This is a genomic window from Companilactobacillus halodurans, from assembly GCF_009600985.1.
In the GTDB taxonomy this organism is placed as follows: Bacteria; Bacillota; Bacilli; order Lactobacillales; family Lactobacillaceae; genus Companilactobacillus; species Companilactobacillus halodurans.
Genome location: NZ_VDFP01000010.1, coordinates 70,269 through 86,644, shown reverse-complemented (window position 1 = coordinate 86,644; position 16,376 = coordinate 70,269). Strand labels below are relative to the sequence as shown.

Genomic DNA, 16,376 nt, shown 5'->3' with positions numbered 1-16,376 from the left:
ATATTTTTTCATAGCTTGTACAATAGGCAACCCATTATTAACATCTGTTATACAAGCCAATTTAATATCTTTTGAAAACAAAGAAAACCCTCCCGTTGGATTACTCCAACTAGGAGGGTTCACTTCATAACGAATTAGGAACGGATTTATTTTTCTAAAATATTAGTCTGATAACTTGTTGTAGTCTTCATCAGTAACCTTTTCAAGCCATTCTGAATTACCTTTAGTAATTGCAACATGACTGAACCAACTGTCTTTAGTTGCTCCATGCCAGTGCTTAACGCCTTCTTTAATTACAACGACGTCGCCTTTTTTAAGTAATTGTGCAGGTTTGCCCCATTCTTGATACCAGCCTTCGCCACCAGTAACCAAAAGAATTTGAAAACCGTTGTGGTGAATGTGCCAGTCATTGCGACAGCCTGGTTCAAAAGTAACATTGCTGACACCAAAGTCGATATTATCTTCTGAACTAACTAATTTTTGTAAATAACTTTGACCGATGAAATATTGGGCGTAAGCTTCATTTTTTTCACCAGTTGGGAAAACTCCATTTGTTTTGAGATCTTCATTTTTTGCCATACTTATTTATCTTCCTTCCAGATTTCTTTAGCGCGGTTGAATGCACTCCAAGCCTTTGGCCAACCAGCATAAAATGCTAGATGAGTGATTTCAGCAACGATTTCATCCTTAGTAATGCCATTTTTCTTACCAATTTTTAAGTGAGCATCCAATTGCTCGATATTTCCAGCTGAAATAATACTTGCAATTGTGATTAGAGAACGATCATGTGCAGAAAGTTCAGATTCCTTGCTCCAAACTTCACCAAATAATACATCATCGTTTAATTCTGCAAATTGTGGTGCAAAATCGCCAAGCATATCATGTCCTGCTGTTTGTTTTGCCATGATTTAATTCCTCCTCGTTTTGTGTTGATAAGTATATTAAACAACTTAAAGTCGACTTTAAGTCAAGGGAAACAAAAAAAGAATCTGATTTTTTTACGATTCAGATTCTTTTTGCGTATTTTCTTCTAAATAATCGTGATTTAGCGACTTCAAATACTCTGAGAAGCTCTCACTATCTTCAATGTGACCGCCAGCTTTATCCTTGTACCAATCAAGTTTGTCATTTAAGATAGTCCATCCCTCTTGAAGACGACGGTATTCGACCTCAAAATTTTTGCGGACTTCTTCCAAAAGCTCGATTCGTTGATTGATAGTTGAATCGCCTTGAGCACGTAAATGAACATAACGTTTCAACTGTTCGATAGTCATCCCAGTACTCTTCAAATGCATCAAGAAATTGACCCAACTGACATCTTTTTGCGTATAGTAACGGATACCATTTTTTGTCCGATACGGTTTGATGAGACCTTCTTTTTCATAATACCGAAGCGTTGGACTATTTAAACCAACGATTTCGGCAAACTCGCTAATCCGATATTTACCTGTTTCTGGAACTGATTTAATAGGCATTTATTTCACCTCTGCTTGAAGTCAGCTCTAAGTTTAACACCTTTTATAAATCAACTCCACCATCGACTTTTATAACTTGACCAGTGATGAAATCATTTTCCATTAAATAGATATAAGCAGACGCAACTTCTTCGATTTTAGCCACTCGGCCTAAAGGAATATTTTCAGCAACATTATCTTCTTGTTTGGACAATTGCTTGGAATTCAAATCACGCCAAAGACCAGTGGGCGTCCAAGTTGGTGAAACGGCGTTGATGCGATTATGAGGTGCTAATTCGACTGCTACTCCTTCAACCATCGTGTTGATAGCCTGATTGCCGATAATGGCACCAGAAGCGTCATAGGGATGTCCGCCAGAACCAGAAGTCAAAATGATTGAGCCGTTATCCTTCAAATGTTTGCTGGCAATTTGCACCAACTGTAAATTGGCAAAGAACTTATCTTCAATCGCTTTTCTAATCACATCGATGGAACTATCTAAGAAACCGCCACCCATAGCGCCTCCGAGCATCGATACGATGTGGTCGAAGGAACCATATTTTTCAAAAAAGTGGTTCAACTGGTCTTTATCCTGTGCATCTAATGAACTGCCTTGGATATTGTCATCAAATCGCAATTGATTCACTCGTTCTTGATCACGTCCAATGACGTAAACATCAGCATCTTTATGTTGTGCCATAATAGCGACCTCTTTGCCAAATCCAGAAGTTCCGCCGATAACTAGCACCTTATCATTTTCAAGACTCATAATAATAACCTCAATCATTCATTAGATTTTAACGCACCGATCATATCGATGTGTTGCAATTTCTTGTGCGTAACCAGCATGACAATAGCTGTAAAGACTATCATCAAACAAGTTGCGGTCACATAACCTGTCCAATTAATCGTCAGTGGGAAAATAACTTGCTCAGTCGCAGCTTGATTCAGGATATAAGCTGTCAGCAAGTTTCCAACCCCATAGCCAACAATAATTCCGACAATCGTTAAAATAATGTTTTCTCTAACAATATACATCGTAACTTCATTATTATAAAACCCTAAAACCTTAATCGTTGACAATTCGCGAATTCTTTCAGAAACGTTAATATTAGTCAAATTATACAAGACAACAAAGGACAAAATTCCCGACAAAAGAATGAAAATTAAAACAATCGGTTTCAATGAAGACGACATCTTAGAAACTGTGTTCAAAACATCTTTCGTGTAACTCGTGCCCATTACCTCACCAGAATTCAACAACTTATTAGCTAAACTCTTACGTTGAGACTTAGTTTGTTTTTGCAAGTGCAATAACAAGGTATTAGCTGAAAGTTCTTCATTAAAGTGTTTTTGGTAAGCTTTCGGACTTAAATATAAGAAATGTCCGATGTAGTTTCTAGTAATTGCCTTAACTTTAAAACTGACCTTCTTGCCACCAGTTCTCTTAACGGAAATTTTATCGCCAGCTTTAACATTCAGTAACTGTGCTGTCTTCTTAGATAAAACTACGTCGTTTTTCTTTAAATTAGTTCCGAGGTGAACGTATTTTTTGAATTCACTGATAGATTTAGGCGTATAAATATTTACATCATTAACTTGGTCTTTATTAGCCGTCAACTTGGCAGTCGTCGAATTGATGGCAGTATTACTTTGATACTGGTCGTTCTTTTGCAAAATTTTATCTACTTTAGAATAATCAGCTTGATCATTCATTTTGACAATGGCTTGGTAATCAAAAATATCTGAATACTGTTGATTACCACTTGCAGCAATAGAATTTTGAATCCCAAAACCAGTTAAAATCAAAGCAGTTCCTCCGGCAATCCCGATAATCGTCATAAACATCCGCGATTTGAAACGGAACAGATTGCGATAACTGACTTTGCTATTGAAACTCAAGTGATTCCATAAAGGCTTGATGCGTTCAAGTAAAATCTTTTTAGCTGATTTAGGAGCCTTTGGCAACATCAAAGCAGCTGGCCCTTCGACTAGTTCCTTGCGAATAACGATAATCGCAGCTCCTAAGGTTGCTATCAGTGAAAAGACGATGGCAATTAAAATCGTTTGCCACTGCAGGGTCACAACCCAATCCAAAGGAAGATATTGCTTGTACAATGCCAAAACGATTCTTGGCAAAGTCTCGTTTCCAATAATGGCACCTAAGATAGCACCAATCATTCCAGCAGAAATTGCATAATAATAGTAATTTTTAGCAATCTCCCACTTCGTATAACCAAGGGCTTTGAAAGTCCCAATCTCACTTCTTGCTTCTTCGACCATCCGCGTAATCGTCGTGAAGGTTATCAAAGCAGCAATCAAGAAGAAGAAAACCGGAAAGACGTTAGCAATCGCAGCGATACGATCAGAACTCTCTCCATAAGCCGAAAATCCAGCTAAGTCGTCTCTGGTCTGCCAAGTATAAGTCGTCTTAGTTTGATGCATCAACTTGGCTTTAGCAGCTACTAACCTTGCCTGTTGACGAGCAGCTGCACTAGGGTCGACTTGTTTCATTTGATCGACTAATGTTTGTTGCTGTTTTAAAGTTTTCAAGCCATCTGCTGACAAGTTCTTGCTTCTTTGGTCAGCTCGATTCTTGAATTGCTTTTTCAGTAACTTCATTTTTTTAGCAACGGTATCTTTGTAACTTTTACTGAAAGTATTTTTATCTTTAAGCGAATTGAAATGCAAATTCAAAACAGTCGCTGTCGACAAATTCATCTGTTGCTTTGGAATATAAGCAAACAACTGCACTTGTCCATCGCCGATATTAGTCGAGCCACGTGATTGGTTATCGATATATTGTGGCGAATCAGCGAAACCAACAATTTTATAAGATTTTTGTTTCAAATCAGCATCGCTGCCGAATTTAAATTGTTGTCCTAATTTGTAGCCATATTCACTTTTAGCATTTTTATCTAAAACAATCTCGTTCTTATTTTTAGGCAAACGGCCGCTTCTCATAATCAATTGATTTTGTTTAGCCGATTTGTCATAACCATATAATGCTACGGCAACTTTACTCTTGCCACCAATGGCGTATTTGAACTTGGTCGATTCAACTTGAGCTCCAGGAACTTTGCGAGCAAGCTTCAAGTCTTTTTTATCAAATCCAGTCGTCGACATAACTTGAATATCGGACAAGTTTTTATCGGCCACCGTCTTATTCAAAGAATCGTTCAAACTGGGACCGGCAGCTTTGACGCCGACAAATATCAAAACTCCCAGCAAGATAATCAAAATAATAGCAATGAAGCGCCCTTTAGATTTTCTAATATCACGCCACATATTTCTCGTTAACGGATTCATCTAATCACCTACCATTCGATTTCTTTGACTGGTGTAGGATTGTCGTTATCTTCAATTGATTGGACCTTAGCATCATGAATCCGAATCACGCGATCAGCCATCTTGGCTAAGGCTGAATTGTGAGTAATAACGATAACTGTCTTATTGTTCTTATAACTAGCATCCTGAAGCAAAGTCAAAACTTGTTTTCCAGTTTCATAATCCAAAGCTCCAGTAGGTTCATCACAAAGCAACAACTTAGGATTTTTGGCTAAAGCTCTAGCAATAGCGACACGTTGCTGCTCTCCACCTGATAATTGAGAAGGAAAGTTGTCGATTCGATTCTCCAAGCCAACGGATTTCAATGTTTGCGTTGCATCAAGTGCGTCTTTGACGATTGCTGAGGCTAATTCAACATTTTCTTTTGTCGTCAAGTTAGGAATTAAATTATAAAATTGGAAGATAAAACCAACGTCATTTCGACGATAAGTTGTCAATTCGCGTTCAGAAAATTTGGCTATATCAGTGCCGTCGATTATTACCTGCCCGTCGCTTGGTGTGTCCATCCCACCGAGAATATTTAGAACAGTTGATTTACCAGCACCACTGGGTCCTAGAATAACTGTCAGTTTTCCTTGTTCAACATCAAAGGTTAACTTGTCATTGGCCATGATGGTCGTTTCACCCATTTGATATTTTTTTGATTCATTTCTGACTTCGATATATGCCATTTTTCCCTCACCTTTCTTATTAGTCTTATTATATCGGAAAACGAATTCATAACAAAAAATTCTAAATATTTTTTTGCAAAAAGTTATTTCTGGGTAAATAAATAGGCATGGTAATCAATTTTTTGGGGATTGATTGCCATGCCTAATTTTTATTTTTTGTTGAATAACCAATGTTTCTGGCTATATAGTGGAAACGAGTTACAGTGGGACAACCCTCTACACCTAAGGCTATTTCACGTCTCGTCTGCTTCGCAGCCAAGTCGCAAAATTGTCTTAGGCTCCGCGGGCTGAACGTCCCACTTGCACTCTCTAGTTGAAACGAGCTCCACAAGCCAGCTACTTCCGGGCTTGCTCCGCTCTCTGGTTTTACCAAATGTTAACTCTCTTATCTTCATCCAACCACATTCCATCGCTTTCTTTAACGTCAAAGGCATCATAGAATTCATCCATGTTTTGTGCTTGTACGTTGGCACGTAATGGACCTGGGGCGTGGACGTCTGTTGATAGTAGTAGTTCGTTGAATTGTTTTGTAGCTTTCAAGCGCCATACTCTGGACCAGTTGATGAAGAATTTCTTGGCGTCGTAGTCATTTTCTGATTTGGCTGCTTCTAGAGCACATCTTAGTCCACCGACATCGGCTACGTTTTCGCTGACTACTAACTTACCGTTAACTTTGCCACCGGCATATGGGATGCCGTCGAATTGGTCAATCATTTTTTGTGTCAAAGTCTTGAATTTTGCGTAATCGTCTTTAGTCCACCAATTATTCATGTTACCGAACTCATCGAATTGAGCTCCGTTGTTATCAAAGGCGTGAGATATTTCGTGGGCGATTACGGCTCCGATTCCACCATAATTTTCGCTGCTTGTTTGTTCCAAACTATAGAATGGAGCTTGCAAGATAGCTGCTGGGAAGGTGATGTCATTTCTAGTTGGGTCGTAACATGCATTGACCATGTGTCCTGGCATGACCCACTTGTTGCGGTCAACTGGTTTGTGATATTGATCCAAGGAATCTTGAGTCATAATCTTGTAGATGCGAGAAAGGTTATCATACAATGAATCATTTTCATTGATTTCAAATTTATGATAGAGGTCTTGAATTTTATCGGGATAGCCGACTTTGACCACAATCTTATCCAATTTGACGATAGCTTTTTTCTTTGTATCTTCGCCTAACCAAGTGTTAGCGTTGATTCTTTGTTCGTAAATTGAAATCATCTTCTTGACCATATTGCGAACATCATCTTTAGCAGCTTCACCAAAGTATTTCTTACCATAATAAACACCGATAACTTCACTGAAGATACCAGCTGCCAAGTGATAAGCATACTTTGTTCTATTTTGAAGTTCTTTGGCACCGCTCATCGCCAAATTATATTCTCCAATAGTTTGACGGAATTCTTCATCCAAAATTGAAGCTCTGGAAGTAACGAATTTAACCATCATCCAGGCTTTAATATTGTCAAAAGTATCTTCGTTGACTAGCTTATTCAAATTTTCCAAATATCTTGGTTCTTCAATAATAACCTTGTCAGGCGTGTCGTTGATTAAGTCGACTACTAAGCTCTTCAAATCCAAGTTATCCGACTTAGTGATGTATTCGGAAAATTTCATAGGATTATAAACTTTCGTATAGTCGGCCCACTCTTCTGAACTCTTTACAATAGGAACTAATGACCTATCAAATGCCAAAGCCTTTTTTACAATTGACTTAGCTTCGTCCAACTTGTAGCCAATCATCGACAACAAGCGACTAGCTACTTCAGCATATTTAGCCAACAATTGCTTACCAGATTCATTTTTCTCATCATAGTAAGTCTTATCAGGCAAAATCAAACTAGCACCTTGAACGTAGACGACATTTTTGGCAGTATCCTTCATATCAGCATCAATACCGATATCGATAGGCAAAGCAAAACCATTCTTAGATAAAGTGGCCAAATTGTCACTCAAATCTTGTAGTGATGAAAGGTCACTAATACGTTGCATATCTTTTAAAATTGGTTGTTGGTGAAACTTGCTTAAATGATCAGCGTTGTTGGCAAGACGATACAATTTTATCGCCTGCAAAATCAAATCATCCTTAATTTCACTTTCATTATTTGCAAACTCATGGAAATCTTTCATGAGTGCTTTTTCAACACCCTCGTCAAGATCCATGAAACCACCTGTACGTGGCTTATCAGCTGGGATAGTTGCTTTTTCTTGCCAAGCTCCATTTACAGCCAAATACAAATTATCTTTATAATCGGCAGGCTTGGCATCGATCATATCCCCTGCGCCGCCGATAACTTTACTCATAAACAATATCATTCACCGCCATGTTATTTTTAGAGACTACTATATCACTAATTATATTTTATTAGAATAATTATGAATCCTACAAAAAAGCGGACAAACCTGTTGGCTGTCCACTATTTTTATTTAAAAATTTTAAAACTATCTATCTGATGACACTGACCGAGACATTAGAATTGTTAACAATCTTTGCAGCTTGCGAACCAATTGTATTACGTGTCCGGTTCTTCTTTTCAACCCCAACAATAACCAAATCAGGTTGAAACTTAGGAATAACTTTTTCAGTAATAACTGCTCCAGGTCCACCCTCGGTTACCAGCATGTGAACATCTTGAACGCCATATTCCTTGGCCTTTTTGCCATAGACTTCTAGCAATTCTTTAATTTCTTCACGACGTTGGTTCAATACCTCTGGATCAAGTGATTGGAAAATATTCAAATCACCGGTTTCCAATACGGAAACGATCCCTAGTTCAGCATTATAATGCTTAGCTAAAGAGCAAGCATAGTTAAAGGCATTTCTTGATGACTCAAAATCATCTGAGTCAACACAGATCAAAATCTTGGAATACTCGATTTTTTTAACTTCGTATTCTTTTAATTCATCCATCTACTAAAACCCCCTCGGTTATTTAAAGTCGCGCCCTTTATTAGCTTCAAAGTATTTGTCGAATCTCTTTACATAATTATGGAACATGTAAGTCAACAACAACCAGCGTTTAAAGGATTTGTCTTTATCATAGAAAACAGTCGTTCCGATGCGATCTTGTTTGATCAACTCGTCAGCATAAGCTGTAGCATCATTTTTAGCTGCATACTTATTGAAGACTTTAACAGGAACTCCTAACCAAAGTTTATGTTGTGCCTTATTTTTATTGGCATAAACTGTTGGCGTATTTTCTAAGCTACCTTCAATATAATCTTCCACTACATATTTGGCAAGATTATAACCATTGAGGGTCACGAAGAAGCTACTTCTTCCTTGACGTAAATTGATTTCAAAGAACTTGAAAGTCTTATCACGGGAGTCATATTTCATATCGAAGTTGGCATAGCCAGTGAATTCGATATCTTCAAGGAACTTTTGAACTAAATCGTAAACATCCTGATTAAATTCGGGGATGATTGCAACGTAGTTACCAATTGATTGTGGAGTTGGGTCCTCCAAAATTGGGTGACCTAAACACATCATCTTGACGTGATGTTCTTGATCAACATAAGCATTCAAAACACGCATGTTGGAATCATCGCCAGGAATAAAGTCTTGAAGAATCAAATCTGAAGTATAACCATTGTCATAAATTTTACCGACAATATCCATGTATTCCTTTTCAGAGTGAATCGTAAAGGCCTTCTTGCGTCCTTCAAAATGAATGTCCAACCATTCGACACTATTGGCAGGTTTTAATGCCACGGGGAAATCGAATGGAACATCCATATCTTTTTTATTTTCATACATATCTTTAGTGATAATTTTTGTTAAAGGATGTGGCAAATTGTGTTCATCCGCTACTTTGTAGAAACTCTCTTTATTATTCAAGGATTTCAACAAATCATAATCAACGTATGGACAAACAAAAGTTTTTGACAACTCGTCCTTGTGTTTACTGATAAGTTCAGCATAACCATCCCCACAACCAATCAAAATAACTGGTTCCTTATGGTTTTGATAAACTTTAGCAATTTCTCGCATTTTTTCAATAAAAACAGGGTCTTCAGAAAATCCAGAGTGAAGTGTTAAGTCTAAGATTTTTGTATATCTTGTCGGTGCCAATTGAACTTCAGCATATGCCTTAACAGTGCCCCCATAAAGTTCATGGAAAGCACGAGCCATTCCGTAAACATTCATATCACTACCCAAAAGGATGGGCGTGAATTTTTTTCCTGATTCAGTTTCGATAGGGATCAACCTCTTACTATATTAAAATTCTATTCTTAAAATTACACACAATTCAAACAAAATTATACCATACTCAATTTAGCACATTGAATCATCCAATGGTATTTAATTTCGCGGGTTTATTATTTTCTTAATTTATCTAATTTCGGTCTTAGATGACAACTTATTACTATATCATATATCGGCCGTACCGTCATAACGCTTAAATATAATTTTCATTATGTTTCAAATCATTTTTGTCATGACTAAAGACCATCATAACAAAAAAACTATCAATTTAACGATTAAATTGATAGCCTTCAATAAAAAATAACTTATTTGCTTGTTTCAGGAACAACGACTTGAGGATCGACATCAGGCTTTTTACCATCATCGATGAAGAAGACTTTGTACCAAATTAGGAAGGTATAGATTGTCCAAACCTTACGGCGGTCATCATTTTCACCCTTGTAACAGCCATCTAGCATCTTCAAGATAGCATCTTGGTTGAAGAATTCGCCTGCAAAGTCAGAACTGAACAACTTACGGAAATCTTCATAAACTTCTTTTGTTCTAATCCATTCACGGATTGGCACTGGGAAGCCAAGTTTTTCACGTTTAGCCCATTCTTCTGGCAAAGCACGTTCTGCAGCCACACGAAGCGCATACTTGCTGTCTTTGCTATTCAAAAGATATTTTGTAGGAACGCCAGAAGCTACTCGAGCAACTTCTTTATCCAAGAATGGTACACGTAATTCCATTGAATTAGCCATACTCATACGATCAGCTTTTAATAAAATGTCATTTGACATAAATTGATGGAAATCAAGATATTGCATCTTCTTAACTTCATCGTCATAACCACTGACCTTGCGATAGCTGCGCATAACGATATCCTTAACCGATCGAGATTTTTCAAATTCAGGTTTAACTAAATCAGCTGCTTCTTTTTCAGTGAAAATCTTAGCTTCACCAATGAAGAATTCTTCAGCTTTAGCCGTTGATTCATATAAGTGCAAGCGACCAGGGAAATTAGGCATCTTCTTCAAGCCATGAGCCAAGCGATACTTAACGCCTTTTGGCAACTTCTTCAAATCTTCAGCAACGACACGAATAGCCTTTGAATGTGAATGGAAACCATAGTTAGCATATCCTGCAAACAACTCATCGGCACCTTCACCAGAAAGTATAACGGTAACGTCGCGGCTCGCTAATTTAGTTAGGAAGTATAGCGGCACGCAAGATGGGTTGGCATCAGGTTCATCCATGTAGTACTGAATCAAAGGAAGCGACTTAACAGCCTCTTCTTTTGTAACGATACCACGAGTATTTTCCAAGCCTAATTTATCAGCCAAGAGTTTTGCGGCTGTACCCTCTTCATAAGTACTCGTATCAAAGTCAATCGAGTAAGTATGTTGTGGCTTCAAAATAGCTGTAACATAACTGGAATCGACCCCACTGGACAATAATGAGCCAACTGGAACATCACTAATAGAATGTTCCTTAACTGAGTCACGCAATGAACTATCAATTCGTTTAACCGTTTCTTCAAATGAGAGGTGGTTTTCTTTGAATTCCATGTCCCAATATTTCTTGATGCTTAATTTGCCATCTTTATAAGTAAAGTAGTGGCCTTCAGGAATACGGAAGACATTCTTAAAGAAAGTCTCATTCATAGCTGAATATTGGAAAGTTAAATAAGGCTTTAGAGCAGCTTTATTGAGCTCTTTTTTAAAGTTTGGCTCTTTCAAGAAAGACTTGATTTCAGAACCAAAAATAAATGTACCTTCACGATTGTAATAATACAAAGGTTTGATACCAAAGAAGTCTCTAGCACCCGTAATATCGCCAGTCTTCAGGTCATAAATGACAAAGGCGAACATTCCACGGATTTTCTTCAATAATCCTTGGATACCCCATTCCTCAAAACCATGGAGTAAAACTTCTGTATCTGTTTCAGTGCTGAAAATATGTCCAGCTTCTTTTAAATCTTTTCTAACATCTTGATAATTGTAAATTTCACCATTAAAGATAATGGCTTTTGATTTATCTTCGTTATAGATAGGTTGCATACCACTGTTAATATCAATGATACTCAAGCGACGAAAACCTAAAGCAGTGTCGTTTTCCACTAGTTCACCAGAACTGTTGGGACCACGGTGCTTGATCGTATCCATCATTGCTTCAATTACAGGCTTCTTGTCTGCGATGTTTTTATCTACGAATCCGACAATTCCACACATAAAAAAATTCTCCCTTATATTTCAAAACTTACATACCTTGTTGCGGCTCCGTAACCAAAAATTTGTAAGCGTAATTTTTTCGGGTCGATATTGATGAAATATCCTGCTAATTCAGAGATTTCATTGTATCGTCTGTCCCATTTTTTGTTATAGTCCATCGTCAACCCATGCTTTTTCCCCATCAGGGCCGAACAATTTAATATTATATGATTAATTTCAGAAACTTTGTAGTTTTTTTCGTAATGCATATGTCCACAAATATAAGTCGTTACCTTAGAAATGCCGGTAGACGAGAAATCGTAGCGAATATCTACACCAAAATCTCCTGTTAATTCATTTTTCAACTGTCCAGAAGCTTTGTTGTTGAACGCAACTAATAATTGTTGAACTAAATCACCATTGAAGTTTAAGGCACTGCGCCCACTTGGACTGATAATATTAGCGTGGCCCATTACAACCACGTGCTTATCGACCGACTGCTCCAAAATAGTGGTCAAATCCTCCAGTTGTTGTTCTCTGACTCCTCTAACTTTCTTGAAGTCGTATTTCTTAGAACCGTTACTAAGAATATAAGGAATATCACTGGTATCAATGAAGATGATTCGGACATCGCCTTTATCGTACCAACCAACTTTTGAAACTTGATTCAAGCGAAAAATTTCAGGTTGTTCAAAATCATACTTCGCTACTAACATATCATAATCATCACGGTGAAATGAAGCAGTTTTGAAAAATCGATGTTCATCGTACTTATCATTTTCATCGTGATTGCCTTCGATAATGTAAAATGGTGGCTTGCTCTTTTGATAATTTTCCACTGCAAATTTCAAAATACCACGACTGATCTCAGGTTTGTCGCTGCCATCCATCAAATCGCCCAAGTGAACATTTAAGTCTAAACCAACGTCCGTTGCAACTTGATTGGCTTCAATAATATGCCGCATCCCATTGATACCATAGTATGAAGCACTGGCAATAGCTTTAGCATGAGTATCAGTCAAAACAGAAATCGTTAGAGTATCTTGATTTACATTAGGTAAGACGCTATTTTTATAGACACCCTCAATATAATCGACCACATAAGGTCTTGGCTTGAGTTTTCTAAAAAAATTATCCGTTTGCGTTGATACAATCTCTGAACGTCTTGGTGAAAATATCTTGCCTGTTATATTTTTAATCTTCAATTTACTGTTCTCCAATATCCAATACTAGTGAAACATTTGTATATAGTAAAAAAACCACCTTACGATGGTCTTATTATGGCTCAATTATATATCAAATATCTTTAGAAAAAGTCTTCTATGCTTATTTCAAGAGAATTTGATACGCTTTACGAATACGGTGATCCGTATCCATAGTGATAGTGCCTTTTTCAACAAAACCATTGCTCGATATCACATGTTGCATCACCAAATTATCTGGATGTGTATCAATTCTAACATCGCGATAACCTAAATAATATGACATCGTCAAAAGTTGTTGAACTAAAGACGCCGAAAGATGTTGACCTTGATGTCCAGGTTCGACAGCGATTCGATGAATAACTGAATAAGTTACTTCAGAATCTTTGGACCAGGCACCAGTAGTCATTTTTTGGTAATTCTTATCATAACCCTGTTGCAAAGCAGCGGTTCCGACCACTTCACCGTCTAACATCAATACGAAACTAATCTTTTCGTTAATGTCTTGACTGAGGATTGCTTCGTCAGGATAACCTTGTTGCCATTGAGCAACTCCACGATTGCGGAGAGTTTCTTTGGCACCTTCGATAATATTAACAATCTTTGGCAAGTCGTCAGGGATTGATTGGCGTAAATAAATATTACTCATAAAACAAAAGCCTCCTTATTTCATCAGGCTATTAAAGCAGATAAATCCACTTCTTTGCAACAGTTTTTCTCAAATTTTTTTATTTTTTCTATATATAAAACTACTAATAACAAATAGAACAAATCCATATAAAAATGTCTGCCCTGTAATTGGCAATAAATGAATAATCGTCGTCTTATTTTGCAAAGCTATAATCATTTTTGACAATGGTGGCAAGACGTATTGTACAGTACTCAAAATTTCAATCACGCTTCCAGTGAGAGCTAAATATGTGAATACCAAAATACCGACTTGACCTAGATTGGGATGATTATACCATTGGGTCTTAAATAAAGTTGCAATCGAACTTCCTAAAAAGCCACACGAAATCAAAGCAAGGATAGCATTTAAATCAAAGAGAAAGTTGTGATTTAAAATCAAACTAAAAATAAAAATCAAAATACCTGAAAAAAGATTCACGATTACTGCCGCCAAAAATTGACTGAAAGCATCTGCAAAATAACTATTGACCCTTTTTTTTAAATATTTGTTCTCTTTAGCATCGCGAGAATAAAGATTCATGGTTGAAAAGAGTGCCAAAAAAAAGATTTCCACTAATAAAAAGCTAAATTTTTTAATCGACGTAATTTTAAATAACGGCTCAGCTGTTAGGCCAAAGACAATTAGACTAAAGAGCATCGTCAAATACCAGAAATCTTGGAAGAGTGATTGGAGATAAGTTCTCAAAAGTATTCTAATTTTCACTAGACTCTACCCCCTCGAAATGATAATTGAGTCGTTCCATCTTCGTAATCAAGCTACCCTTTAAGGCTAAGGGAATCGTCAATTCCACCATATCGTTGATGTTTTCAGTGACGTATTTTTCAAGGTCCTTTGTTATCGCTGAAGAATTTGGATTAATCCGAAATAATAATCGACACTGCTCTTTTTGCTGGAAGTAAGGAATTTGTTGCAAAGCATTGTCCTTTATGAGATAGCCGTTATCTAAATATTGTTGAACTGAATCGTCAAAATTAGTTGCTGCAATGATGATGCCGGAACCATTGTCCTTTAAATCTTGAAGCAGCTTTAACATTTGCGAAATTGTCTGCTTAGTTTGAAAAACAAAAGGCTCATCTAACAACAAGACGTTAGGATGTCCGGCTAAAGTTGCTAAAAAGTCGATTCGTCTTCTTAATCCAATTGAGAGTTGAGAGACTGGTCGATCTAAATAAGGCGTCAGGCCTAAAAATGTAATCATCCCTTGCAATTGGTCAGTCCTAACTGCCAATTTTTTCGACAATCGTCTGGTTTCTTCTAAATATTTTTTGACTGATTGATCAATTTGTTGAGGGTTTTCTTGGGGCAAGTAACCGATTCTTACTCCCGGTGTGTACATAAGTTCACCGCTATCAGGCGTTATTCTGTCTGATATTGCCTCTAAAAGTAAAGTTTTACCGCTACCATTATCGCCGTTGATACCGATAATCTCCTTTTGAGATAAAGAAAAGGCTACATGCTTAAATGCAAAGTAGCCTTCAGTTTTCAATGACAAATCATTGAGTGATATTAATTTCATTTCAAATATTCCTCAACCGCTCTGGCTGCTAGTCCGATAGACAAAATAGCATCCTTTGAGATTGAATTTCTAACATCGGCGACAATTGTATTATCGTAAACTGCACCAATAACCGTGAATGAGTAGTCAATCAAGTCCACATCAGTCTTAACTTTATAATCTCCCTTTCCATATGGGTCTTCGTGATTATAAGTAAAATTGATGTCGTGACCTGCAAAAGAACCATCAACGTGATTTACTTGCACGCGGTCGTGCAATTCGCTAAGTTTGTTCCCTGGATTTTGTAAAGTCAAACGATGATCTGATTCATTTTGGTAATAATCATCTTCAGTCATTTCAAAATATTCTTTAATAGGTTTTCTTAAAACCCCAAGTGAATCCAAGATGTCATAAATCTTTTGGGCGTCAAATTCTTGTGACTTATCTTCAATTTTCTTTCTGTTTGTATAAAGCCAATCGGCTAAATTGCTAATAGTTTCAGAATCCATAGTTATCCTCCGTCTTTAATACCATTATACTAATTTTTATTTAAAATCACAGGACTCTAGGTGATCATTAATCACTCCAACTGCTTGTAGAAATGAATATACGATTGTTGGACCGACAAATTTGAAATCACGCTTTTTTAAATCCCGGCTGATTTTTTGTGACAATTCAGTCTGTGCTGGCATTTCACTTTGACTACTATAATGATTAATTATCGGTTTATTGTCGACAAAATTCCAGATATAATCCGAAAATTTTTCGCCACGAAGGTGCATATCCTGAATCAATTTAGCATTTTTTATCGATGCATCGACCTTCAAACGATTGCGAATAATGCCTTTGTCTTCCAATAGAGCATCCCGTTTAGCTTGGTCATAATTAGCAATTTTTTTTATATCAAAATTATCATAGGCTATTTTATAAGTCTTGCGACGTTTGATAATTGTCGCCCAAGAAAGACCAGCTTGAGCACCTTCTAAAGTCAGCATCTCAAAGAAATAACGTTCGTCGTGACTGACTTTGCCCCATTCATTATCGTGGTAATCTTGCATTTCTTTGGAACTATCAGCCCAAGGACATCTCATAGTAATTCTCCTAACAAAAAAG

General features: G+C 37.1%; 16 protein-coding genes. All 16 read right to left on the bottom strand.

Annotated features, from left to right (window positions below; all coding sequences use genetic code 11):
- Positions 1-162: 162 nt before the first annotated feature.
- The 16 genes from FHL06_RS06580 to FHL06_RS06505 all read right to left on the bottom strand — a co-directional run bounded on the left by FHL06_RS06580 (position 163) and on the right by FHL06_RS06505 (position 16,354).
- A complete protein-coding gene (locus FHL06_RS06580; protein ID WP_153385433.1) occupies positions 163-579 on the bottom strand; it encodes a cupin domain-containing protein in 417 nt (138 codons plus the stop codon).
- Between the two features lie 2 nt (positions 580-581).
- A complete protein-coding gene (locus tag FHL06_RS06575) occupies positions 582-905 on the bottom strand; it encodes a carboxymuconolactone decarboxylase family protein (RefSeq protein WP_153385432.1) in 324 nt (107 codons plus the stop codon).
- Positions 906-998: 93 nt separating this feature from the next.
- Positions 999-1,475 (bottom strand): MerR family transcriptional regulator, encoded by a 477-nt coding sequence (locus FHL06_RS06570; RefSeq protein WP_153385431.1) that lies wholly within the window; start codon positions 1,473-1,475, stop codon positions 999-1,001.
- A gap of 43 nt (positions 1,476-1,518) precedes the next feature.
- The gene (locus FHL06_RS06565) at positions 1,519-2,229 is read right to left on the bottom strand and encodes an SDR family oxidoreductase (protein WP_337692536.1); all 711 of its coding nucleotides are present in this window, start codon (positions 2,227-2,229) and stop codon (positions 1,519-1,521) included.
- Between the two features lie 8 nt (positions 2,230-2,237).
- Positions 2,238-4,763, bottom strand: coding sequence for an ABC transporter permease (locus FHL06_RS06560; protein WP_153385429.1), 2,526 nt, complete (start codon positions 4,761-4,763; stop codon positions 2,238-2,240).
- An 8-nt stretch (positions 4,764-4,771) separates the two neighbouring features.
- Positions 4,772-5,473 carry an ABC transporter ATP-binding protein gene (locus FHL06_RS06555; protein ID WP_153385428.1) on the bottom strand — a complete coding sequence of 234 codons (702 nt, stop codon included), beginning with the start codon at positions 5,471-5,473 and terminating at the stop codon, positions 4,772-4,774.
- A 366-nt stretch (positions 5,474-5,839) separates the two neighbouring features.
- Positions 5,840-7,777, bottom strand: coding sequence for a M13 family metallopeptidase (locus FHL06_RS06550; protein ID WP_153385427.1), 1,938 nt, complete (start codon positions 7,775-7,777; stop codon positions 5,840-5,842).
- Positions 7,778-7,919: 142 nt separating this feature from the next.
- Positions 7,920-8,384, bottom strand: coding sequence for a universal stress protein (locus tag FHL06_RS06545; RefSeq protein WP_153385426.1), 465 nt, complete (start codon positions 8,382-8,384; stop codon positions 7,920-7,922).
- Between the two features lie 18 nt (positions 8,385-8,402).
- Positions 8,403-9,623 carry a carboxylate--amine ligase gene (locus FHL06_RS06540; protein WP_153385437.1) on the bottom strand — a complete coding sequence of 407 codons (1,221 nt, stop codon included), beginning with the start codon at positions 9,621-9,623 and terminating at the stop codon, positions 8,403-8,405.
- Between the two features lie 365 nt (positions 9,624-9,988).
- Positions 9,989-11,896, bottom strand: coding sequence for an asparagine synthase (glutamine-hydrolyzing) (asnB, locus tag FHL06_RS06535; RefSeq protein WP_153385425.1), 1,908 nt, complete (start codon positions 11,894-11,896; stop codon positions 9,989-9,991).
- Between the two features lie 14 nt (positions 11,897-11,910).
- Positions 11,911-13,080, bottom strand: a complete 1,170-nt coding sequence (locus tag FHL06_RS06530; protein WP_153385424.1) for a metallophosphoesterase family protein — start codon at positions 13,078-13,080, stop codon at positions 11,911-11,913.
- 121 nt (positions 13,081-13,201) lie between these two features.
- Positions 13,202-13,726 carry a GNAT family N-acetyltransferase gene (locus FHL06_RS06525; protein ID WP_153385423.1) on the bottom strand — a complete coding sequence of 175 codons (525 nt, stop codon included), beginning with the start codon at positions 13,724-13,726 and terminating at the stop codon, positions 13,202-13,204.
- 69 nt (positions 13,727-13,795) lie between these two features.
- Positions 13,796-14,470, bottom strand: coding sequence for a hypothetical protein (locus FHL06_RS06520; protein ID WP_153385422.1), 675 nt, complete (start codon positions 14,468-14,470; stop codon positions 13,796-13,798).
- Positions 14,460-15,284 carry an ATP-binding cassette domain-containing protein gene (locus FHL06_RS06515; protein ID WP_153385421.1) on the bottom strand — a complete coding sequence of 275 codons (825 nt, stop codon included), beginning with the start codon at positions 15,282-15,284 and terminating at the stop codon, positions 14,460-14,462. Before FHL06_RS06515 ends, FHL06_RS06520 begins: the two co-directional genes overlap by 11 nt.
- On the bottom strand, positions 15,281-15,772 hold the full coding sequence (locus FHL06_RS06510) for a hypothetical protein (RefSeq protein WP_153385420.1): 492 nt from the start codon (positions 15,770-15,772) through the stop codon (positions 15,281-15,283). The genes FHL06_RS06515 and FHL06_RS06510 overlap by 4 nt, the downstream gene beginning before the upstream one ends.
- Before the next feature lie 36 nt (positions 15,773-15,808).
- The gene (locus tag FHL06_RS06505; protein WP_153385419.1) at positions 15,809-16,354 is read right to left on the bottom strand and encodes a DNA-3-methyladenine glycosylase I; all 546 of its coding nucleotides are present in this window, start codon (positions 16,352-16,354) and stop codon (positions 15,809-15,811) included.
- Positions 16,355-16,376 lie beyond the last annotated feature (22 nt).

Coding starts and splice junctions, on each gene's coding strand:
- FHL06_RS06580 (WP_153385433.1), bottom strand. CDS start 579: ATGGCAAAAAATGAAGATCTCAAAACAAATGGAGTTTTCCCAACTGGT.
- FHL06_RS06575 (WP_153385432.1), bottom strand. CDS start 905: ATGGCAAAACAAACAGCAGGACATGATATGCTTGGCGATTTTGCACCA.
- FHL06_RS06570 (WP_153385431.1), bottom strand. CDS start 1,475: ATGCCTATTAAATCAGTTCCAGAAACAGGTAAATATCGGATTAGCGAG.
- FHL06_RS06560 (WP_153385429.1), bottom strand. CDS start 4,763: ATGAATCCGTTAACGAGAAATATGTGGCGTGATATTAGAAAATCTAAA.
- FHL06_RS06555 (WP_153385428.1), bottom strand. CDS start 5,473: ATGGCATATATCGAAGTCAGAAATGAATCAAAAAAATATCAAATGGGT.
- FHL06_RS06550 (WP_153385427.1), bottom strand. CDS start 7,777: ATGAGTAAAGTTATCGGCGGCGCAGGGGATATGATCGATGCCAAGCCT.
- FHL06_RS06545 (WP_153385426.1), bottom strand. CDS start 8,384: ATGGATGAATTAAAAGAATACGAAGTTAAAAAAATCGAGTATTCCAAG.
- FHL06_RS06540 (WP_153385437.1), bottom strand. CDS start 9,623: ATGAATGTTTACGGAATGGCTCGTGCTTTCCATGAACTTTATGGGGGC.
- asnB (WP_153385425.1), bottom strand. CDS start 11,896: ATGTGTGGAATTGTCGGATTCGTAGATAAAAACATCGCAGACAAGAAG.
- FHL06_RS06525 (WP_153385423.1), bottom strand. CDS start 13,726: ATGAGTAATATTTATTTACGCCAATCAATCCCTGACGACTTGCCAAAG.
- FHL06_RS06515 (WP_153385421.1), bottom strand. CDS start 15,284: ATGAAATTAATATCACTCAATGATTTGTCATTGAAAACTGAAGGCTAC.
- FHL06_RS06510 (WP_153385420.1), bottom strand. CDS start 15,772: ATGGATTCTGAAACTATTAGCAATTTAGCCGATTGGCTTTATACAAAC.
- FHL06_RS06505 (WP_153385419.1), bottom strand. CDS start 16,354: ATGAGATGTCCTTGGGCTGATAGTTCCAAAGAAATGCAAGATTACCAC.